Here is a 21,594-nt window from a genome sequence, read left to right as displayed (position 1 = left end):
CGTTATGTGCTTTGCTAAATAGAATCACATTTTCAATTCGTATTATGCTCAGCAATCCAGTAACCCGAAGTGCTTTTTCCGGTTGGCTTTTCTTTTTAGTAATCAGTGTCGGTCAGTCATATGGGTCGGCACCCAAACGCGAATTCTACCAGCTTAAAGTTTATCACCTCAACGGCAGCAGCCAGAAAGACCGCCTGGAAACCTATCTCAAACAGGCGTATCTGCCCGCCCTGCACCGGGCAGGTGTGGGCAAAATTGGCGTTTTCAAACCAGCTACCGAAGCCGATTCGTTAGTGTATGTATTGATTCCCTTCAAATCCGTAGAGCAGTTTATGGCCCTTTCAGAAACGCTGACGAAGGATAAACAATACGTAACCGCTGGCAAAGACTATCTCGATGCTGAATACAACAACCCGGCCTATAAGGACTTCGAGTCTGTATTAATGGAATCGTTTGCCGGAATGCCAACTATGATGTTGCCGAAGTTGACGTCGGACCCATCGGAGCGTATTTATGAACTCCGCCGGTACGAAGCAGCTACTGAAAAACTGCACGAGAATAAAATCAGCCAGTTCAATAATGGCGAATTAGATATCTTCAGCCGGTTGGGGTTCAACACGATATTCTGCGGTCAGGTGAAAGCGGGGGGCAAGCTGCCGAGTCTGATGTACATGACCTCATTCGAGAACAAAGCCGAGCGCGATGCTCACTGGAAGGCGTTTAGTGCGGACCCCGGCTGGAAAGCGCTGAATGCTAAACCCGAATACGCCCATAATTTCCTGCGGGCCGACATTTATTTGCTGCACCCAACGCCTTATTCGGAGATATAAACAAGCGGGCAAAGAGGGTGCTCACCTACCTGTAATATACCCTGGTGAGGGTATGCTTCTTTAACTACGTTTAGGTCTTAACGACGACACGCATGGTCTGGCAACAACTTGTTGATCCCTTTAACACGATTGCTTTATCGGTGTTGGTTGCAGCCGTGCCTATTCTATTTATTTTCTGGGCGCTGATTATCAAAAAAATGAAAGGCTACCAGGCCAGTTTGATAGCCTCGGCGCTGGCCATGCTCATTGCTGTGTTTGCGTATGGTATGCCGCTAAAACTGGTGCTGCTGTCGGCGGCTCATGGCGCTTTATACGGCTTGTTCCCGATCTGCTGGCTGGTGATTATGGCCGTATTTCTTTTCAACATCACTGTAAAAAGCGGCCAGTTTGAGGTCATTAAATACGTTATGGCCTCGATCACTGCGGACCGGCGGTTACAGGCCCTGTTGATTGCGTTTTCCTTCGGCTCATTTCTGGAAGGCACCGCCGGATTTGGCGCCCCCGTTGCCATCACGGCGGCCATGCTGGTTGGCCTGGGCTTCAATCCGCTCTATGCATCGGGTATCTGCCTGATTGCCAACACCGCACCCGTTGCCTTTGGGTCCATTGGCATTCCCATCACGGTGGCGTCGCAGGTATCCGGCATTCCCGAACTCCCCATTTCGCAGATGGTAGGACGTACCCTGCCCATCCTGTCGGTTCTGTTGCCTTTTTACCTGGTCACCATAATTGCCGGTTTCAAAAAAGCGCGGGAAGTTGCCCCGGCGGCTATGGTGTCGGGCCTCTCGTTTGCCAGTCTTCAATTTATTTCGGCGAATTACTTAGGCCCTGCCCTGCCCGACGTGATAGCCGGACTTGGCTCTATTGTCTGCCTGATGATCTTCCTGCGATTCTGGAAACCCAGAACTATCTGGCGCTTCGCCAACGAACCGGCTCCGACACGCCCGACTGACCGGCGCTATTCAAGCCGGCAACTCATCATCGCCTGGTCGCCCTTTATCATCCTCACCATTCTGGTTATCGCCTGGGGACTACAACCGGTCAAGGATGCCCTTAATTCGGTGGGACTGCTGCAGTTCGAGTTTCCGGGACTGCATAACGCCATTCTGGGAGATGATGGGCTTCCTCAACCGAAGCTTTTCAAACTCAACTATTTATCAGCGGCTGGAACGGCCATTCTGATAGCGGCTCTGGTCGCGATTCCCCTGGTTGGGCTAACGTACCGTGACGGCGCGAAAATTTTTGGCGCCACCTTAACCCAACTGAAATTCCCCATCCTGACCATCGTGGCTGTATTAGGTTTCGCCTACAGTATGAATGATTCGGGCATTACCTTAACGCTGGCCAGAGTACTGGCCAATACCGGGGTTTTGTTCCCGTTTTTTTCTCCTGTTCTGGGCTGGCTTGGCGTTTTCATTACCGGCTCCGATACCTCAGCCAATGCCTTATTCAGTAAACTCCAGTATGCCACCGCCCAGACCATAGGTGTCGATCCGGTCGTTACTGTGGCGGCTAACGTGTCGGGGGGCGTAGTGGGAAAAATGATTTCTCCGCAATCCATTGCCGTAGCTGCGGCAGCGGGGAATCTGGTTGGCAAAGAATCCGAGCTTTTTCGCTTCACGGTAAAGCATAGTTTTATCATGCTGGCCTTCGTTTGCCTGATTACGCTCGCTCAGGCCTATGTCCTAAACTGGATCATTCCGGTTTATGAAATGCTGAGCAGCAAAAAAACCGCCATTCCCAATCCATCGGCAGGCTTTACGTACCTGATTATACTGGCCATTGTGGTGATCGGTATAGCATCTGCTATCCGCCTAACGGCAACGAAGACGGCACAACCCTTACGTCGGTAAATAGCGCATGAAGTGCCCGGCAAACAACTCAGGGATTGGGTGAAGGTCTACACCACGTTTGGAGGCTGTTCCTATCATAAAGTGTAAAAAAAGAATCAGATAGTCTATTCCCTCCCTCTTGGAATCGTATTAATTTTGACCAAAAAAAGACAATACAGACCGATTCTTCTTGTCTCCCCCACCCGTTGTCCTCATGGAATCCACAGTCGAAATTACATCGGCCAGCTTAGTCGACACGGCCCCATCGGCGAATCTCTATGCCCTGAAAGTGGGTTTATTTGGTATTGGCCTGGAAGCCTACTGGGTTCAGTTTGCTGGTTTACAGGCTCGTCTGGAAGGATATCTGGACCAGTTAACCACCACCATGCAGCGGCCAATGGTAGAAATCGTTAACCTGGGGTTGGTGGATACACCCCAGAAAGCGATGCAGGCGGGCCACCAGTTCAGGCAGGCCGACGTGGACATTATTTTTCTGTATGTGACAACCTACGCGCTTTCGTCAACCGTGCTGCCGGTAGTGCGCCGGGCAAAAGTGCCGGTCATCGTGTTGAACCTCTCGCCCGGACCCGCCATCGATTACGCCTGGTTCAATACGCTGGGCGACCGCACCCGCATGACGGGCGAATGGCTGGCCTACTGTTCAGCCTGCCCGGTGCCCGAAATAGCTTCGGTTTTCAGGCGGGCCAACATTCCATTCTACCAGGTGACGGGTATGCTGCACGGTGACCCGGAAGCCCGGACAGAAATTGACGAGTGGATCGAAGCCGCCCGTGTAGCGGCTATTATGGCGCATAATCGACTGGGCGTAATGGGTAACTACTATGGCGGAATGCTCGATATTTATTCGAACCTGACGCTGCACAGCGCTACGTTCGGCGGCCACATCGAAATGATTGAAGTCGACCAGCTTTCGTCCCTGCGCCAGGCCGTAACCGACCCCGAAATACACCAGCGGGTAGCGCTGTTCGCCGAAACGTTCGACATACAGCCCGATTGTACGATGGACGAACTCGAACGGGCGGCACGCACCTCGGTAGCGCTCGACCGGCTCATAGCGGATTTGGACCTGGGTTCATTAGCCTATTACTGCAAAGGCACCGGAAATTCGCACAACGAAGACACGATGAGTTCGGTGATTCTGGGCAATTCGCTGTTGACAGCCCGAGGCATACCCGTTGCCGGTGAGTATGAAATAAAAAATGCACAGGCCATGAAAATCATGGATGCGTTTGGGGCAGGCGGCTCCTTTACGGAATATTATGCCATGGATTTCCTGGATGACGTAGTACTGATGGGGCACGACGGGCCGGGCCACATTGCCATTGCTGAAGGCAAAACCAAAGTACGTCCGCTCTGCGTCTACCACGGCAAGGCTGGCCAGGGTCTATCGGTAGAAATGTCGGTGAAACAGGGACCGGTGACGTTGCTGTCGGTGGTTGAAACGGTTGATGGGAAGATACAGTTATTGCTGGCCGAAGGCGAATCGGTGCCAGGGCCGATTCTGGAAATCGGCAATACCAATAGCCGGTATCGGTTTTCGATGGGTGCCCGACGGTTCGTCAACGACTGGAACAGCCATGGGCCTGCCCACCACTGCGCCGTGGGGGTGGGGCATATCGCCGGCAAGCTTAAGAAACTCGGCGCCCTGTTGGGTGTTGGTGTGATTCAGGTGGGCTAACCGTCTCCCGCACCTCCCTTTACCATTTTGATAGAGTCTACTATCATAAAGTATAAAAGAAGAATCAAATAGTCTATTCCCTATTTCTTGGCAACATCTTAATTTTGTACGAAAATATACAAAAAAGAAGCAGTCATTTTTAATTCATGGGTGTTTTTCAGTCGGCTGACAACGGTGTATCGTTTATCAACCTGCTTTTTTGATACTGAGCATTCGTTGGGTTTTGTTTCAACAGCCGGTTCGGCTCACTTTATTGATCTGTTTACACCTGCTGATGGCATGAGCGAGTACAGCAACCGAAAATGATGGTGTATAACCAAGTTCAACATGCTTCACCAAATAGCCATAAATGATATTTCCAGCACGCCCAAGTACCTTCAGCTTTATAATTCAATTGTGGAAGGTATTGAAAGCAAGGCGATTCTGCCAGGCGAAAAACTGCCTTCTATTTTTGAAGTGTTTGTTGAATTTGATATATCGAAGGCAACTGTTGAACGGGCCTATGATTTGCTGAAGGAGAAAAAAATCATTGATTCAAGAAAGGGTAAAGGCTTTTATATTAAAGACACCGAAATTGGCCAGCAGCTCAGCATATTCCTGCTGTTCAATAAACTCAGCGCCCATAAGAAACTCATTTATGACGGCTTCGTCAATGAGCTGGGTCTTGATGTGCCGATTGATTTTTTTGTTTACAACAACAACGCCTGTCTGTTCAAAAAAATCCTGCTGAACCATGCCCACAACCATACGCACTATGTAACGATTCCGCATTTCTTCGAGGGCGGAGACGAGGCTACAGATCTCCTCAACAAGCTGCCTAAACATAAGCTGATTGTTATGGACAAGCTGGTTGAGGGGTTAACGGGTAAATATTCAGCCGTCTATCAGGATTTTGAAAACGACCTCTACCAATCGCTCACGGAAGCCCTGCCTCTGTTGTGCAAATACACTACGCTGACTATTTTGTTTCCGGCCTACAGCTATCACCCGGCCGCCATCCTGACGGGCTTTCACCAGTTTTGCGCTCAACACGGCTTTCAGGCCCGGGTTATCCCTGATGTTCAGGCGGTGGCCATTGAACCCGGCACTGCCTTTATTAATTTAATCGAGGAAGATTTAGTGACCCTCATCAAACGCCTGAACGATACAGCGTACCAGATAGGCCGGGAAGTTGGTATTTTGTCGTATAACGAAACGCCCCTGAAAGAACTGCTGCTGGATGGCATCACTGTTATATCCACCGACTTTACGCAAATGGGCCGAACAGCCGCCAGGCTGGTAAAGGGCAACACAATTGAGCAGATCCGGAATCCATTTCAGCTCATCATACGCAAATCGCTTTGATCCTGATTGCCTTGATTACTTCCCAGGTTCACGCTTGCGTTTGCTCCAGTTGTTCGAATTGGCTTATTCTTCGCCCTGTATCTTGAACAGAGCCCCTTCCAGGGTTTCATTGACCCGAATCTGACACGCCAGCCGACTATCGAACTCGGCATCGGGCAGCGTATCGAGCATGTCTAACTCGGCATCCTGCGCGGCCGGGAGCGCGTCGAGGCCGTTCAGCACCTGCACGTGGCAGGTCGCGCAGAGAGCCATCCCTCCGCAGGTTGCCAGGATATTGTAGTCCGATGCTTTCAGGACTTCCATCAGGCTCAGGTTAATGCCTTCGGGAATTTCCAGTGCCTGCCGCTCCCCGTTGCGGTCTTCTATCGTGAATTGAATCATTGTTTTACTACATTGGCTTTAAAGACAGAGGAACGGAGGTTGACACGGAGGTTACAGAGAACATAGACAATAATCTCTGTGACCTCCGTGTCAACCTCCGTTCCTCTGTCTTTAAAAATTAAAAGGTAGGAACACCGTTGACGGTCGTGTATTTAAAACTCAGTTTCTGGTTTGGATGAACGTGCTGAAACGCGCTCTGGCACATCAGCGCGGCTTCGTGAAAACCACACAGAATCAGTTTCAACTTACCCGGATAGGTGTTGATGTCGCCGATGGCATAAATGCGCTCAACATTGGTGGAGTAGTCCGCTGTGTTGACGCTGATGGCTGATTTGTCGATGCTCAGGCCCCAATCTGCAATGGGACCGAGTTTGGGAGTCAGGCCAAAGAGCGGAATCAGGTGGTCGGCAGGGAGCGTAGTCACGGTTTTATCTTTCGCCGTGATGTTGATTTCCTTCAGATGGCCGTTGCCGTTCAGGCTGGTAATGTTCGATTGAAGCAGAAGCCGCACCCGCCCCTGCCGGGCCAGTTCAACCACTTTCTCGGCGGAGTCGGGTGCCCCCCGGAAGGTATCGCTGCGATGAACGAGTGTCACTTCCTGGGCAATATCGGCCAGAAAAATTGTCCAGTCGAGGGCCGAGTCGCCCCCACCAGCCAGCACCACCCGACGGTCGCGCAACTGTTCGGGATTCTTCACCATATAGGCCACGCCTTTTCCTTCAAACCGCTCCAGATTGATGATTTCGGGTTTGCGTGGCTCAAAACAACCTAATCCACCGGCAATCACTACCACCTGACAGTGTACTGCTGTGCCCTCATTGGTCGTAATAACGTAGGAACCATCCGGTTGCTTATCCAGCGACTCAACCCGTTCGCCGAGGGTAAAGCCCGGCTGAAACGGATTAATCTGGTCCATGAGATTGTCGACTAATTGCTGGGCATTGATGGCTGGATAGCCAGGAATATCATAAATCGGTTTTTGCGGATAAATCTCCGAAAGTTGCCCGCCCACTTGTGGCAGGGCATCAATCAGGTGGCAGCGCATTTTTAATAAACCGGCTTCAAAAACAGCGAACAGCCCCACCGGACCCGCGCCAATTATACAAATGTCTGTAGTAATCATGGTTGTAGTAGAGAACTACCCGACTGGTAGCTTAATTCACCTGTAAACGTAACACGGGGGAAACGTTGGCCGTGCTAAAAAGGCCATCACATATCGTGATGCAGGATAATGGGAAGGAATGGAATGTACTAAACCCTAAAAGGTTTTCTGAGACCTTTAGGGCTGAAGACCCTACCGTGTCAACCGGTAAATCAACAGGGCCGCGCGTTGAATCAGCAGCGGGTATTCTTTGGTGTTCATCGTCTCTTCGATGCTGTGCGCGCCCTTGCCGGATGCGCCTAATCCATCCAGACAGGGCATGTATTGGGCCACAAACGACACATCGCCCGCACCGCGCGAGCCGGGGTCCCCCGCCTGAACGGAGCCGAAACCCATATCCTGACTGAGTTTGTCCACCTGCCTGCGGAGTTCGTCGTTGGCGGCTGAGGGTTCCATGCCCGGAATCCCGTCGGCGAACGAGATGGTAGCTTTGGTAAGCGGCAAACTTTTGGCTACGATCTCACGCATTCTGGCGCGGGCGCTTTCTTTCTGGGCTTCGGTCAGAAACCGCAGATCGCCTTTTACCAGCGCGGCTCCGGCTACGATATTGGTTTTGCCAACGGTTTGGGCTTTGGCCGTTTTGTCGTCGTAATGCACTTCTGAGCCGCCCACAATCAGGCCGGGGTTGAACGTCAGATACTCCTCCTGCCCCAGCGTCCGCCGAAACTCGTTCAGAATGCGGACGGCTTCGTAAATGGCGCCATACCCTAAATCGCTGAAAATGCGCGAGGAATGACCCGACCGAGCTTTCACGTTGAGTGTCCAGCTACTTGACCCCCGCCGGCCGGTCGTCACACTGTGCAGGCCCTGGGCGGTTTCAAACGCCAGAGCGACATCGCAGCGTTTGGCGCGGTCGATGAAATCCCGCCGACTTTCGGTCCCGCCCGAACTCTCTTCGTCGCCGGTGAAATAAATGGTAATGGACGTGTCGTCGAGCAGTTTTTGGGTGTGCAGGGCTTTCAGAGCGGCAATGATGAGCACATCGCCCCCTTTCATGTCGTTGACGCCCTGCCCCGATGCCGTCGAATCGTTGACGCGCGTAAACGGCTCCATCGGCAGGCTTTTTTCAAATACGGTATCCAGATGCCCAATCAGGAAGAGTTTTTTACCCCGTTTGCCCTGCCGGGTAGCCACTAAATGCCCCGCCCGGTTGAGCGAGTCGGGCAGCGTGACCCACTCAGTTTTGAAGCCCAGCTTATCGAATTCATCGGCCATTAGTTTCCCGACCTGCCGCACGCCTTCTTTATTCAGCGTACCACTGTTGATGTTCACGACTTTTTCCAGAAAGGCTTCGGTTTCGGGAAGTTGCTTTTTTACGGTAGCAAGAACAGCGATTTCGGGTTTGGAGAGCGATTGCGCCGACACGACAGGGCTGATAAGCAACAGGATGACGAGGTGTTTCATGAATGGAGAGAAGGAATTCAGTAAAAATATAGTAGCGGATTTTGTCATACTGACGAAGTTAGAAAAATAGGCTAAAGTACGGAAAGTTATTCATCCCGCTAAATAGCCTATATTTCTAACGTTAAACGCGAGTTCCCCGTTGCTGTGTCCTCACAGCAACGGGGAACTCGCGAAAAAGCAGTTTTCATGAAATTTAAACAATCACTTACCAAATGGCGATTGTACTACCTTCGGTCAAAAAAACGGGCACCTCGCCGAAATAGCACTCATGAAACACGTTTTCCTAAGTTTTCTCATCGCTTGCTACACCCTCATCAGTACCTACGCGCAAAAGCCAGCCAGCGCCGACAAACAATTGGCCAAAGACGACAAACCGGCCTCGCTCTCCCGCAGCCTGAACATCGATTCACAGGTGGTTACTAACGGTCAGGTAACGATCAAAGGCCAGCGGGTACCCTATAAAACCACGGTTGGCACCATTCCGGTCTGGGATGAAGAAGGCAAACCTGTGGCCGGGGTGTTTTTCACCTATTTTGAACGCGCCGATGTGACCGACCGCTCGGCCCGCCCGCTGGTTATCTCCTTCAATGGTGGTCCCGGAACGGCCTCCGTCTGGATGATGATTGGCTATACCGGCCCGCGCATCCTGAAAATTGACGACGAAGGCTACCCCATTCAGCCGTATGGCATTAAAGACAACCCCCACTCGATTCTCGATGTAGCCGATATTGTGTATGTCGATCCGGTCAATACGGGCTTTTCGCGACCCGTCAACAAAGATGTTCCCGCAGCCAAGCTGTTCTTCGGCGTTAACGCCGACATCAAATACTTGGCCGACTGGATCAATACGTTCGTGAGCCGGTACAATCGCTGGGCATCGCCCAAGTATCTGATTGGCGAAAGCTACGGCACTACCCGCGTGTCGGGTCTGGCGCTGGAACTGCAAAATTCGCACTGGATGTACCTGAACGGTGTGATTTTAGTGTCGCCTACGGACCTGGGCATCGAACGCGACGGCCCCGCCCGGGGTGCACTGAAACTCCCTTACTTTGCCGCTACCGCCTGGTATCACAAAGCCCTTCCGGATGATTTGCAGAAGAAAGATTTGACAGCCCTGCTGCCCGAAGTCGAAGCCTTTACAATGTCGGAATACCTGCCTGCCCTGGCGCTGGGCGGCTCCCTGAGCGACTCGAAACGGAGGGAGATTGCCGCAAAAGTGGCGCGGTATTCGGGCCTGTCGGAAACCGCTGTGATGCAGCAGAACTTAGACGTGCCAACCAATTTTTTCTGGAAGGAACTCCTGCGCGACAAAGGCCAGACGGTGGGTCGGCTCGACTCGCGTTACTTAGGCATGGACAGCAAAGATGCCGGTGTTGCGCCCGACTACAACGCCGAACTGACCTCGTGGCTACACTCCTTTACGCCCGCCATCAACCTGTTCATGCGCGAGGAACTCAACTACAAAACCGACCTTAAATACTACATGTTCGGCCCCACCTTTCCCTGGGATAATACCAATAACAAGACCGGCGAAAACCTGCGGCAGGCTATGGCGCAGAACCCCTACCTGCATCTGCTGGTACAGTCGGGTTATTATGACGGTGCCTGCGATTATTTCAACGCTAAATACAACATGTGGCAAATGGACGCCAACGGCAAACTGAAAGACCGCATGGATTGGGAGGGCTACCGCAGCGGTCACATGATGTACCTCCGCAAAGAAGACCTCGCCACCAGCAACGAGCACTTGCGGCAGTTTATCCAGAAAAGTACCCCGAAAAACAGTATGCCCGCCCGGTATTCGGGGAGTAAGTGAGTTAACCAATTAGCAAACAGCGGCCTGTATCCGCGCAGGCCGCTGTTTATCAGGCTTTTGCGCGTGGCCTGTGCGGACACAGGCCGAGGAGATATCGCTTCATGTAACTAACTCAACAAAAATTGCCACAGAACCGTAAATTGAAAACCGTACTTTTAGCGTAGGCTCCCCGGCATCCCGTGGTCTGTGTCCTCACAGACCGCACTCGCGTCAGCAATGAATAAACATGACTAACAATCCTGATGACCTACTCAATCGCCCCCGCAACTCACATATGGATTTTGGGCAGGTTTACTTCTGGACAAATACCATACATAACTGGAAACGACTATTGACACCAGAAAAATACAAACAGATTATCATCAACTGCTGGCAGGAGTTAGTTAATCGAGGGCGCATTGCTGTCTATGCTTTTGTGATCATGCCCAACCATTTACATATCGTCTGGGAGATGCTCGAACCCAACGGTAAGGAAATGCCTCACGCCAGTTTCAATAAATTTACTGCTCATCAATTTCTTACCGATTTAAAAACCTATCACCCGCACGTGTTGACGTATTTTGAGGTAAATAACGATCAACGTCAATATCGTTTCTGGCAACGGGATGCGCTGGCGGTACGTATGGATAATCAGGATAAACTACTTCAGAAAATAGATTACATTCACAATAACCCTCTTCAGGAACGGTGGTCATTAGCCACCCGTCCGGAAGAATACCGTTGGTCTTCAGCCCAGTTTTATGAAACGGGTGTTGACGAATTTGGCTTTCTGACTCACTATCGGGAGCGATTTGGCTAAGTCATATTGCTGACGCGAATGCGGTCTGTGAGGACACAGACCGTGGAATAAGCAATCTTTATCTCGAAAATCTGTCCCCGGTCTGTGTCCTCACAGACCGCATTCGCGTCAGCAATCACCCTCATTGGGGCAGCAAAAGCCGAATAACCTGTGAAACCTTATTAACTATGCCTTCAGAAAAAACAGACCCTTTTATCCAGTTCAGGCGCGAACTTCACCGATTCCCCGAAATGTCGGGCCAGGAAATTGACACCCAGAAGCGAATAAAAACCTTTGTCGGTCAGTTTAATCCCCTTGCGATGCGCGACGTTGGCGGGACTGGCTTATTGCTTCAGTACGGCCAGGACGTTTCCGGCCCGACTACCTTAATCAGGGCGGATATTGACGCTTTGCCGATTCAGGAAGTCAACGACTTTGGGCACAAATCGCTTCATGAGGGCATTTCACACAAATGCGGGCACGATGGGCATACAGCTATCCTGACCCGATTGGCCTCGCACTTAGCCGATAGGCCCGTAGCGAAAGGGCAGGTCTACCTGCTTTTTCAACCTGCCGAAGAAACCGGAAAAGGCGCACAGGCAGTCCTGAACGATCCAACCTTTGCCACCGTTCGTCCCGACCGGGTGTTTGCACTGCACAATTTGCCGGGCTACAAACAAGGCGTCATTTTGTGTAAAGCCGGGGCCTTTAACCCGTCGGTTCAAAGCCTGATTACCACCTTCACGGGCAGAACCTCGCACGCAGCCGAACCCGAAAATGGCCTCAATCCGGCTTATGTGATGGCGCAGTTCACGCTGCTGAGTAAGGCGCTGGAAAACCCCGATACCCAATCTGACGACTTTGCGCTGATAACGCCGGTCCATACCATTCTGGGCAAAAAAGATTACGGTACATCCGCCGGTTATGGCGAAGTTCACCTAACCCTGCGGACCTGGACCCAGCCCCGCATGGAGCAGTTGGTTAGTCAGCTATTGACCAGCCTGGCCGACCTTTGCGATGGGAGCGGTATCGACACGGAAACGACCTACACGGATGTTTTTCAGGCGGGTAAAAACGAGCCGGAAGCCGTTGAGCAGATTAAACAGAGTGCCCTGACACTTGGCTACGACTTTATCGAGAAACAGGAACCCTTTAAATGGGGTGAAGATTTCGGGCTGTTTACGCAGCAATATAAAGGGGCCATGTTTGGCATCGGGGCCGGTGAGGACGCTCCCGCCCTGCACAATAACGATTACGATTTCAACGATGCGCTGATTGAACCAGCCGCCCGGTTGCTTTTAGACCTGGTTGAGCGCCAGCATGGCTGACCCGAAAAATGAACGGCAACAGGGTGATAAATGCGCCGGTTGGGTATTAATAAGCAAACCAGTCAACTGTATCGCTTATGAAACCCCGAATGAAACATGTTCTTATTGGCGCAGCCGTGCTTATGACCTTATGCTGTATGTATCTGCTCTTCGGTAGAAGTTAATTCATAGTAACAAACTCCACCTTACGCATGAATATCTGGAACATTGAGGAATATGAAGGCGACGGGGTAAGCTGCCCCATTACACCGGCCAACCTACCCTGGTACAAAAAAGCAGGCTTGTTCTTTTTTCGATTTGGGATTTGCCCACTCTGTGTAACTACAAGTGTTGGTTATAGCCTGTATCGACTGATTCGCCCAATTGAGAAACACCCGTAAACCAGCCTGTATGCTCACACGTAGTGATTTATCGGATGAACAATTGCTCGACCGGTTGCGGGCAGGCGACAATCAGAGTTTTGACAGGCTCTATCGACAGTGCTATCCGTCGATAGAGCATTTTGTCCTGCAGAATAACGGCAGTCAGGAACAGGCCAATGATCTGTTTCAGGAGACGCTACTCAGTCTGTTAACGACGATTGGCGATGCTGACTTTCAGCTCAGGTCATCGCTGAAAACCTACGTTTTCGCCATTAGCAAGAACCTTTGGCTGAAACACCTGAAAAAATCAGCCCGGTGGACGAGACTGGAAGCGGCCGACGAATGGAGCAGTGCTGTGCCACCGGCGGAGATGGACACACCGCCAACGGCTTACGAAACAGTTATGGTGATTATGCTAAAATTATCCGCTCGCTGTCTGAAACTGTTGTCGGCCATCTTTTTCGGCAATAAACCCATAACCGACATTGTGAAAGAGGACGGCTACGCGAGTGTACACTCGGCGCAAAATCAAAAATACAAATGCCTCCAGCAAGCACGCAAAGTGGGGGGTAACGGGAGAGTAGCTCCGTAAAACTGTGAACGGGCAGTAGGGCTATCCATCGGTTTCAGCTTTCTCTTTATCACCTTTTCCCATCCGGATCTTCGGGTTGGTCTGGGTGCCGGTAATGGTCATCGGAATGCCAAAGATGCCAAACGGCGGCAGCCCCAGCCGGAAGTTCAGGTTGAGTCGCCCGTCTAAACTCACCTTTCCATCGAGCCGGGGCCGAAACCCCGCTACGCGCAGTTTGGTCCGTTCGATGGTGATGGTGTTGCGGGCAATGGTCGATTTGATGGTCACCTTCGATACGTCCGGGTTTCGGATGTCGTGCCCGGTTTTCGTGCTCACGGCATTGAACAGCCGAAACCCCTTCATTTTGACTTTATGGATCGATAAAACCCCACCCCCTGTCAGCGACGGATATACCGGCTGCATGCTGGCATCCAGATCACCCCGCAGTTGATAATCCAGCGAAACAAGCCCCTCGGCACTGGCCGCCGACGTGGCTAACTCCCGAAAGAGGGCAATTTCGCGGTAAGCCCGTTTGATGTCAAAATCGCGGGCGTTGATGTGATAGTCGAACGTCGCCCGTTTAGGCGATAAGCTCTGGTAGGTGGCGTCCATCGTAACGGGTGTGCCAATCAGGGTGAAGCCGGTTTTTCGTAGTCTAATTCGCCCACTATCGACCAGCATTTGTCCATGAACATCCTGAAGCGCCAGGCCATTATACGTCACCCGGTTAACGGCGGCCTGAACGTTAACGGCTAAATTCGTGGGCACCATTACCACACCCGTCGGCTGCGCGGCTGGCGCCCTGGATGGGGTTGACTTTGGTACTGGTTTTGCTACCGCTGGCTTAGTGGCGAAGGCCATGAACTCGTCTACATTGATGGCATCGCTATTGAGCGTGAAGCTGCCGTGCAGACGCGCCTGGGGTTGGGTTGCATAGGCCACAAGGTTCGTTAGGTACCCGTTCATATCGACCGCCGACGAGCCATAGGTCGCCCGAAACCGGTCGAACCACACTTTCTCGCGGTCAAAGCGAAATAAGCCGGTTTTGATCAGGAACGGCAGCGGAAACAAATCGGACGAAAGCGTTAAATTCCTGACCTGCATGGTTCCCTGATTGACTAATTGGTCATACCGCCCGGCCAGTGCGTCGGCCTGATTACCGCGCAGAGATAGGTCCGTCTGGATAATCCCCTTCACATCGTACCCCTGTTGCGCCACAACCCGGTAGAGCTTTCCCACATCGACCACACCCCGCGAGGTAATGGCGTAGGTCGGGTTCTCGAAATCGCGGAGATTCGCCTGTAGCTGAAATGGCTGCCCCTCAAACCAGAACGACACCGGCGTCAGCGAAACGGTTAGCGAACGCAGCGACGGCGTTCGGCAGAGCAGGCTGGCGTTAACCTGAATGCGCTCCACCGGGCGTGGGTAATACGGGGATTGAACGGAGCCATCCGTAAGCCGGAGGGTGGCGTTGGTAATGGGGAACTGGCGACTGGCGGGCACGTATCGTCCCTGCGTCCGGGCCTGAATAGCCAGGTCACCGGATAGTTTCAGGCTATCGGGGAGTGGGTAGAACGACTTAACATCCGCTAAGTGAACAAGAGCCGCTACCTGTGCGTCGACAAGGGGATTCCGGGCGTCACGAATTCGGACAAACCCGTTGATTGCATTGGTCAGTGCTCTGGCCCGCAGACCCTCCAACGCCAGATGCGCGTGCTGATAATCATGGTCGGGGCACGCGGCATCGAGCGTAAAGTGTATGCCGCTGACTGGCTGCGGCAACGACACGTACTTGATGGAGCCATTCTCCAGCGAGGACGTCAGGGTAAAACGCGGAATACTCGTGATGACCCGTTCCATTTTACGCAGGCCGGTCCGTTTCAGCGTCGTCGCATACAAACCGTCGGCCTGGAGATGCAGCCGATACCGCCCTTTCACCTCAACCGATGGAATTCCAACGGCTTTGCCCCATTTTTCCAGATCAAGATCAGTGTTGACGGTAGCATGAATGGTTGGTTTGCTGAACCCATTTACCCGCAGGCGCGAACTGAAAAAGTCTTTATCGAGCGTAAAATAAAGCGAATCCATGTTCAGGTCCAGCTCTTCGGGATTCAGGCTGGGCAGTTTGGCCGTTAAATCGAGCCGCAGGTTACGAACGGGCACGGGCGCCTTTTCGTAGGCAATATAGCCATTCCGCAGCGTCGCATTGATTTGCAGCGCAGGCTTCGTATTGGTAGCCGCGTTATAGCTACCCGCCAGCGATACTGCAAATGCGCCGAAGCCCCGGATGTCGGTTTTGTCGGCCCAGCGGACCAGATCGGGCGGCAGGGCCGAAATGATGTTATGCAAATCGGTCTCAACGGACTTCGCCCTGAAATCCAGTGTATAGCCATCGCGCAAAAACGCAAATTTACCAGTAAACTGAACCGGCAGCCGGTTGATTTTCAGGTTGTTTTTGGTAAACGCAAAGGCCAGCGAATTTGTGTTGATGCGCGTAATCAGGTCGGCATCGATGCGCTTTCCCAGTGCATACGGTTGCTGGTCGTAATATAAATCCACCGAGTCGATGTGTGTATGCGTGTGTAGGTCGAATATGGCCTTGCTCAGGTCGCCTTTACCTTCGTAGAAAACGCCCGTTGCCCGAATCAGCATCGGAATCGACAGGTCGTTGTAGCGAATAGTGGTGCGTTCAATCTGTATTTTTTCGATGGTCAGGGCCGTACTGCTATCGCTGGCCGAAGCAGCCGGCGAATCGGTGGAAGCCCTGTATACGTTGTAATTGGCCCGCCCCTCTTCATCGACCTGAACATCAATTTGCCCATCGGCCAGAAACAGTTTGTCTATCCTGATTCGCTGGTCGAACAAACTGGACAGATCGACTCCCAGGCTGATTTCTCCGGCCGCTAATAGCGTATCCCGCTCAAACGGAGCTGATCCCTGGAGGGTAACGTCGTAGAGGGTTAGGGTTAGATTCGGAAAGCGAGTGAAAAAGGACAGCGTTGCCCGCGAAAAAACCATTTTTCCCCGGAGGTGGTTTGCCGTCCAGTCGTTGAGTTTTTCGGCAAGAAGATCGGGAAACAGAAAAGGCAATAAACTAATCAACAGGCTACCTATCCCTAAGCTGATGCTCAGTCGTTTAAGCACCGTTGCCACAGGCTTTGGGCTACGTTTCATCTTGGGATAGAGTAATGTTACTATGTACGAATACCAAACGGATGGCCTTAGCCGTGTGCTGACCACAAAGTTAGTATAAGGCTACAATAAGCGATTAATTTTAACTTAGCGGTAGTAGCCGAGAGCGGCTTACGTCATTACCCATCGCAAGATTGATTGCTGCTTTTAAAACTACCCGAACATGGCTTCGTAATGAGCCGATGGCTGTAGAATACCCCCGCTTTCGGCGTAGAAAGTGTCGTCTAATTCAAATACGCCCTGTTTGGCCCGTGTCCAGGGGGCGGTGCCGCGCGGATGGTAGCTGATCATGGTTTGCCAGTTCCGGTAATTCAAATCGCCGTTGGCTTCGAGGAGTTGCATGTCTAAGCCGGGAAATGGCTGGAGCCGGGCGGCTAAATTCTTGTTCCAGTCGATGAGAATCGGGTTCACCGTGAGGTCGGCGCACAGGCAGGGAATCCCGCGTTCGTGGGCCATTTTCGCCACCTTCATCGACTGGCTCAGCGTTTTGGCAATGCCCTTCAGCACAATGGCCCCATAGCCCTGTTGCAGGCGTCGCATGGCTCCGTCCTGATCGTGTGCGCTCTCATCGGCACACAGCCGGATACCCACGTCGCCCACCAATTCCTCATTGGTTTCAAACAAGGGGTCTTCAATCAGCAAAATCTGGTCGAACGCGCCAATTTTTCGGGCATGGTCGAGCAGGCGGAGCAGGGTTTCTTTCCGTTCGTAGCGGGTGTTGGGGTCGAGGGTGTAAATCAGGCGACCCGACGGGGTTTGTGGCGTGGTCAGGTTTTTCAGCGTGTTATGAATATCGGTCAATCGCTGCTGATCTTTTTCCAGCATTTCGGCCTGCGTACCCGGCTGCCCAAGTTTGATTTTAACCACAAAATACCCCTGCTGCTCCACCGCCCGGCGGATGTCCGGGATGGGTAGGGCATACGAAGCGGAGTACAAAATAGCGATTCGCTTATTCCGATAGCTGAGGGCAGGGCGGTAGGGCTGTGGAATCAGTTCATCGAACGTGCGGTAGCCATTCTCAGCGGCATACAGCAGCCAGGCGGCATTGTCGGGGCCAACCAAAGCATTCAGGGTGAACAGTTTGTTGAGCGTAGGGCGACCCGTCAGTTGAATCCCGGCTTTGTGGATCGGCTCCAGCAACTGGTCCATCAGGTCGATGGGCGTCTGGAACGGCACGTCGCGCATCAGCCGCAGGGCCTGGTCGGTCAGGCCGAAGAGCAGGGCGTTTGCCCCCGCTTCAGACCAGGCACTGTATAGGTCGGCATCATCATACAGCACATTCTGGGTGGCTAAGCCAATCCGGCGCTGCCCCGATGCCGTTTCGACCATCGACGCCGACTGCCAGCATTCGTGCATGAAATTTCCTTTAAACCCAAAGGGACGGATAAGTGGTTCCCGCTCAAAATTGGCCCTGGTTCGACTAATCCGCAGCGTTTTGGGCGGGCAGGCCGATGAGAATAACGGCACTGGGTGTAGCAGAGGCATCCCGACCACAGCCCCGGTGGTATGCAGAAACTGGCGACGATTCATACGATACAGAAAACATATCGTATTCCGCTTTCTACTTACAGCCTGCCCTGTTCGGGAAGATTACGCAGGTTTGACTTCGCTCAGTAGCTTTGTGTCATGACTATTCCCGAACTACTGCTGTACCGGTTGATTAACCAGCAGATTGCCCTGACCCACCAGCGTTTATGCATGGAAAATGGGCCGGAAACGACTATTTTTTCGCCCCCTTCGGGTTGCCCGTCGCGCCTGACTGTCAAACCACGTTTCTGCTGCCCGATTATGATGAGTATGGCATGACCTACAAAAGTCGCAGCGTCCTGATCAACCCGGCCGTTCAGTCGGCTACGACTACTCCAGCCGTTCCCGACCATTGGTTAATCGTTGACGGAATGATTGGGGGAAGCTGGCAGCGAACGGCAGGCAACTAAACAGGTGACGTTACCTACGCAGTTTGCCCCCCGCTGGCCGAAACAAAATCGGAGCAAATTGCGCAGGCCGTTGACCGCTACAAGGTCTATAAAGGCAACTGATTCTGCCTAAATAGGGCGTAGGTAGCCGCCGTCGACGCCCCTTATTTTCCCATCCATTTCTTAAACTCCGTTGCTCGCTCGCGGCTAACCAATACCTCATCGTCGGCAACGGGCTTGAGCGTCAGTTTCAGTTTATTGTTAAAATACGGGTGAATCTGCTGGACGGTGTTGATATGCACGATGTACTGCCGGTTGGCCCGGAAAAACTGGGATGGGTCGAGCATAGTTTCCAGCTCATCGAGTGGATAATCGAGAGAAAACTTCTGATTCGTTGTTGTCCGAAACAAACTTACGCCCTCTTCAGAATAGAAATAAGCAATGTCGGTCACTTCCACCGGCACCCACTGCTGGAGGTGTTTGACCAGGAACCGACGGCGGTAGTCGGCGGGTTGAATCTGCTGGCGGAGCTGCTGCACTAAGGCATCAATATCGACCGCGCCGACGTCGTTGCCCTTTGCTTCGACCGGTTCGCCATCGGGACCGACCTTTGTGCGCTTGTATTTGGCCAGGCTTGCTTCCAGTTCATGGCGTTTGATGGGTTTCAGCAGGTAGTCGATGCTGTTGACCTTGAAGGCTTTGAGGGCGTACTCATCGTAGGAGGTCGTGAAAATAACCGGAGCGCACACGGTTGTCTGTTCAAAAATCTCGAAACTCTGCCCATCGGCCAGTTCAATGTCCATCAGGATCAGGTCGGGGGCCGATGGTTTTCCGGGGCCATTGGCATTGAGCCAGGCTACTGAGGCCCGCACACTGGCGGCTGTGCCAACAATCTGGATGGTCGGGTCCACGTCCTGCAACAGTTTGGTCAGTTTACGAACGGCCAGTTCTTCGTCTTCTATCAGCAGTACGTTCATTGAGAAAAGAGGTTAAAAATGAGTGCTGGTTATTTATTGATCAAAATAATCGACATACAATCGAATTTGCAACGGGCAGCAGGATTAAACCTGCAAATCGCTCCCCGAAACGGTACGAACCAATCATGAACCGTCAGGCCAGGTCTGGTTATTGGTTATCAACTGCCCAGACCTGGTGATAATCAACTAACCAATAACTCATCACCAAACCAATTGGTCCCTTTCTTTCCACAGTTCAATTACCATTTCTACCGCTTCAGCTAACGCGCTGTTTAGCAGCGCGTTGCCTCCCGCTACATTTGTATCGTTCCTTTTTTTAACCGCTACGGCGGACAACCAAACAACAAATAACTACTTAAACTCATGAAAACAATTGCAAAAACAGTACTGGCGGCCCTGCTGCTGAGCACGGCTACCTTCGCATCAACTGCTGCCCCAACTCGCCCAATGGTACCGGCAGGCCCAACAACTCCCACAAGTTCGTATAAAGTGGCCGTTTATCCTTCGGCTACAGCGCCCGCCAAACTCAATGTGATGGTTGAGCGGGCGCCAGGCAAGTCGATGGGTATTTACCTGAGAGATGCTCAGGGCTACATCCTGGCTACGCAATATGTGTCTAAACACGAAGGAAATCTCCACATCAAGTTTGACCTGTCGGCACTGGAAGACGGCAACTACCGCGTTGAGGTTGTTTCGGGCAACGACAAAACCGTTCACTCGGTTGAACTGACCACAAAAGTCGCCCAGTCAGCCCGCACAATTGAGCTGATTTAATTCCGGCTGGTGATTGGTTGGTGGATATCGAAAATACGCACGTACAACAAATCAATAACCAGTAAGTCAATAATCAATCACGAAAAGGCCGATTCACGTCGGTCTTTTTTCGTTTCACAGGTTTGGAATGTCGCTTCACCCGGAACAGGACTGGCTTAGGGCCGGGTAAGAGCCAACTTTGTTCCGGTCAGCAAACGACCACCTTCCTCTTTTAAACCACAACGGCGCACTGCCAACAAATACGATGAAAAAAGTTCTTAAAATTACCGGCCTCACCTTAGGCAGCGTGCTGCTGCTGCTGGCCGGATTCTGTGTCTATGTAGCTGCGGTAGGCGTCCCGACGTATGACCCACCCTCGATTCCCGAAATCACTGTCGAAAGCACGCCTGCCCGCGTGGCCCGTGGCGAGGCAATCGCCCAGATTCAGTGCATGGAGTGCCATGCCAACAAGGACAACCGATTGACGGGCAAACACTTAGCTGAGGTGCCGGCTATGTTCGGCAAGCTCTACTCCAAAAACATTACCCAGGATAAAGAAAAGGGTATTGGCAAGTGGACCGACGGCGAACTGATCTACTTCTTACGGACCGGCGTTCGTCGCGATGGAACTTATGCGCCCATTATGCCGCAGTACCCCAACTTGGGCGACGAAGACCTGAAGTCGGTGGTAGCCTGGTTGCGGTCGGATCGGTTCCCGGTGCAGGCCTCCAAAATAGAGCCACAGGCCTCTGAGTTCACGCTGTTCTCAAAAATGCTGGCCCACACGGTCATGAAGCCGGAGCCCTATCCGCAATCATTTATTGCCATGCCCGACAGCACGAATGCGGTCGCGCTGGGCAAATACACCGCCGACGCGTTTGGCGACTGCTTCGCCTGCCACTCTGGCGACATGATCAAACAGGATAAGGTGAACCCACCCAATTCCGAAGGCTATTATGGTGGGGGCATCGAGATGGTTGGCGAAGGCGGCCAAAAGATTGTTACGGCTAACCTGACCTTTGACGAGGAGACGGGCATTGCCAGAAAATACACCAAAGAGCAATTCATCCGGGCCGTTCGGATGGGTGTGCGGCCGGATGGCAGCATCCTGAAATACCCAATGGCACCGAAGCTCTCCCTGTCAGAACGGGAAGTGGGCGCCATTTATGAGTACCTGAAAACGGTGCCGAAGATTCACAACGACATCGCCAAAAAGAACGCTGAGGTGCAACTGGCCGAAAAGTAAACC

At 52.3% G+C, this 21,594-nt stretch carries 18 protein-coding genes; 12 read left to right on the top strand and 6 right to left on the bottom strand.

Going from position 1 to position 21,594, the window contains the following annotated elements; translation table 11 throughout:
- Nucleotides 1-44 precede the first annotated feature (44 nt).
- The 4 genes from ACYVI1_RS14625 (at nucleotide 45) to ACYVI1_RS14610 (ending at nucleotide 5,705) form a co-directional block, all read left to right on the top strand.
- Nucleotides 45-830, top strand: coding sequence for an NIPSNAP family protein (locus ACYVI1_RS14625; RefSeq protein ID WP_460911346.1), 786 nt, complete (start codon nucleotides 45-47; stop codon nucleotides 828-830).
- Between the two features lie 92 nt (nucleotides 831-922).
- Nucleotides 923-2,683: an L-lactate permease gene (locus ACYVI1_RS14620; RefSeq protein ID WP_460911345.1), complete on the top strand. Its 1,761-nt coding sequence runs from the start codon at nucleotides 923-925 to the stop codon at nucleotides 2,681-2,683.
- 193 nt (nucleotides 2,684-2,876) lie between these two features.
- Nucleotides 2,877-4,361, top strand: a complete 1,485-nt coding sequence (locus ACYVI1_RS14615) for an arabinose isomerase (protein ID WP_460911344.1) — start codon at nucleotides 2,877-2,879, stop codon at nucleotides 4,359-4,361.
- A 327-nt stretch (nucleotides 4,362-4,688) separates the two neighbouring features.
- Nucleotides 4,689-5,705 (top strand): GntR family transcriptional regulator, encoded by a 1,017-nt coding sequence (locus ACYVI1_RS14610; RefSeq protein ID WP_460911343.1) that lies wholly within the window; start codon nucleotides 4,689-4,691, stop codon nucleotides 5,703-5,705.
- A 63-nt stretch (nucleotides 5,706-5,768) separates the two neighbouring features.
- On the opposite strand, the gene ACYVI1_RS14605 is transcribed toward ACYVI1_RS14610, so the two are convergent.
- The 3 genes from ACYVI1_RS14605 to ACYVI1_RS14595 all read right to left on the bottom strand — a co-directional run bounded on the left by ACYVI1_RS14605 (nucleotide 5,769) and on the right by ACYVI1_RS14595 (nucleotide 8,652).
- Complete coding sequence (locus ACYVI1_RS14605; RefSeq protein WP_460911342.1) at nucleotides 5,769-6,086, bottom strand: 2Fe-2S iron-sulfur cluster-binding protein; 318 nt, start codon at nucleotides 6,084-6,086, stop codon at nucleotides 5,769-5,771.
- 118 nt (nucleotides 6,087-6,204) lie between these two features.
- Nucleotides 6,205-7,209 (bottom strand): NAD(P)/FAD-dependent oxidoreductase, encoded by a 1,005-nt coding sequence (locus ACYVI1_RS14600; protein WP_460911341.1) that lies wholly within the window; start codon nucleotides 7,207-7,209, stop codon nucleotides 6,205-6,207.
- 171 nt (nucleotides 7,210-7,380) lie between these two features.
- Entirely contained in the window at nucleotides 7,381-8,652 is a 1,272-nt protein-coding gene (locus tag ACYVI1_RS14595) for a M20/M25/M40 family metallo-hydrolase (RefSeq protein WP_460911340.1), read from the bottom strand.
- 268 nt (nucleotides 8,653-8,920) lie between these two features.
- On the opposite strand from ACYVI1_RS14595, the gene ACYVI1_RS14590 reads away from it, so the two are divergent.
- From ACYVI1_RS14590 to ACYVI1_RS14570, 5 genes are all read left to right on the top strand, one after another.
- Nucleotides 8,921-10,468, top strand: coding sequence for a S10 family peptidase (locus tag ACYVI1_RS14590; RefSeq protein WP_460911339.1), 1,548 nt, complete (start codon nucleotides 8,921-8,923; stop codon nucleotides 10,466-10,468).
- Between the two features lie 226 nt (nucleotides 10,469-10,694).
- Nucleotides 10,695-11,267: a transposase gene (locus tag ACYVI1_RS14585; RefSeq protein WP_460911338.1), complete on the top strand. Its 573-nt coding sequence runs from the start codon at nucleotides 10,695-10,697 to the stop codon at nucleotides 11,265-11,267.
- Nucleotides 11,268-11,434: 167 nt separating this feature from the next.
- The gene (locus ACYVI1_RS14580; protein ID WP_460911337.1) at nucleotides 11,435-12,574 is read left to right on the top strand and encodes an amidohydrolase; all 1,140 of its coding nucleotides are present in this window, start codon (nucleotides 11,435-11,437) and stop codon (nucleotides 12,572-12,574) included.
- Nucleotides 12,575-12,765: 191 nt separating this feature from the next.
- Nucleotides 12,766-12,954, top strand: a complete 189-nt coding sequence (locus ACYVI1_RS14575; protein ID WP_460911336.1) for a hypothetical protein — start codon at nucleotides 12,766-12,768, stop codon at nucleotides 12,952-12,954.
- Between the two features lie 10 nt (nucleotides 12,955-12,964).
- Nucleotides 12,965-13,528 carry an RNA polymerase sigma factor gene (locus tag ACYVI1_RS14570; RefSeq protein WP_460911335.1) on the top strand — a complete coding sequence of 188 codons (564 nt, stop codon included), beginning with the start codon at nucleotides 12,965-12,967 and terminating at the stop codon, nucleotides 13,526-13,528.
- A gap of 21 nt (nucleotides 13,529-13,549) precedes the next feature.
- Here the strand turns inward: ACYVI1_RS14570 and ACYVI1_RS14565 are convergent, their stop codons facing one another.
- Nucleotides 13,550-16,681: a hypothetical protein gene (locus ACYVI1_RS14565; protein WP_460911334.1), complete on the bottom strand. Its 3,132-nt coding sequence runs from the start codon at nucleotides 16,679-16,681 to the stop codon at nucleotides 13,550-13,552.
- A 171-nt stretch (nucleotides 16,682-16,852) separates the two neighbouring features.
- Nucleotides 16,853-18,229 (bottom strand): enolase C-terminal domain-like protein, encoded by a 1,377-nt coding sequence (locus tag ACYVI1_RS14560; protein ID WP_460911333.1) that lies wholly within the window; start codon nucleotides 18,227-18,229, stop codon nucleotides 16,853-16,855.
- A gap of 164 nt (nucleotides 18,230-18,393) precedes the next feature.
- Between ACYVI1_RS14560 and ACYVI1_RS14555 the strand changes: the two genes are divergently transcribed.
- Nucleotides 18,394-18,636, top strand: a complete 243-nt coding sequence (locus ACYVI1_RS14555) for a DNA glycosylase AlkZ-like family protein (protein WP_460911332.1) — start codon at nucleotides 18,394-18,396, stop codon at nucleotides 18,634-18,636.
- Nucleotides 18,637-18,779: 143 nt separating this feature from the next.
- Here ACYVI1_RS14555 and ACYVI1_RS14550 read toward each other — a convergent pair whose 3' ends face one another.
- A complete protein-coding gene (locus tag ACYVI1_RS14550) occupies nucleotides 18,780-19,592 on the bottom strand; it encodes a LytR/AlgR family response regulator transcription factor (protein WP_460911331.1) in 813 nt (270 codons plus the stop codon).
- 363 nt (nucleotides 19,593-19,955) lie between these two features.
- Between ACYVI1_RS14550 and ACYVI1_RS14545 the strand changes: the two genes are divergently transcribed.
- Nucleotides 19,956-20,366, top strand: coding sequence for a hypothetical protein (locus tag ACYVI1_RS14545; protein WP_460911330.1), 411 nt, complete (start codon nucleotides 19,956-19,958; stop codon nucleotides 20,364-20,366).
- A 244-nt stretch (nucleotides 20,367-20,610) separates the two neighbouring features.
- Nucleotides 20,611-21,591, top strand: a complete 981-nt coding sequence (locus ACYVI1_RS14540) for a c-type cytochrome (RefSeq protein WP_460911329.1) — start codon at nucleotides 20,611-20,613, stop codon at nucleotides 21,589-21,591.
- Nucleotides 21,592-21,594: the final 3 nt, after the last annotated feature.

The sequence above is a fragment of the Spirosoma areae genome, assembly GCF_054781775.1.
Note: the sequence above shows the minus strand (reverse complement) of the source record. Positions and strands in the feature narration are given on the sequence as shown.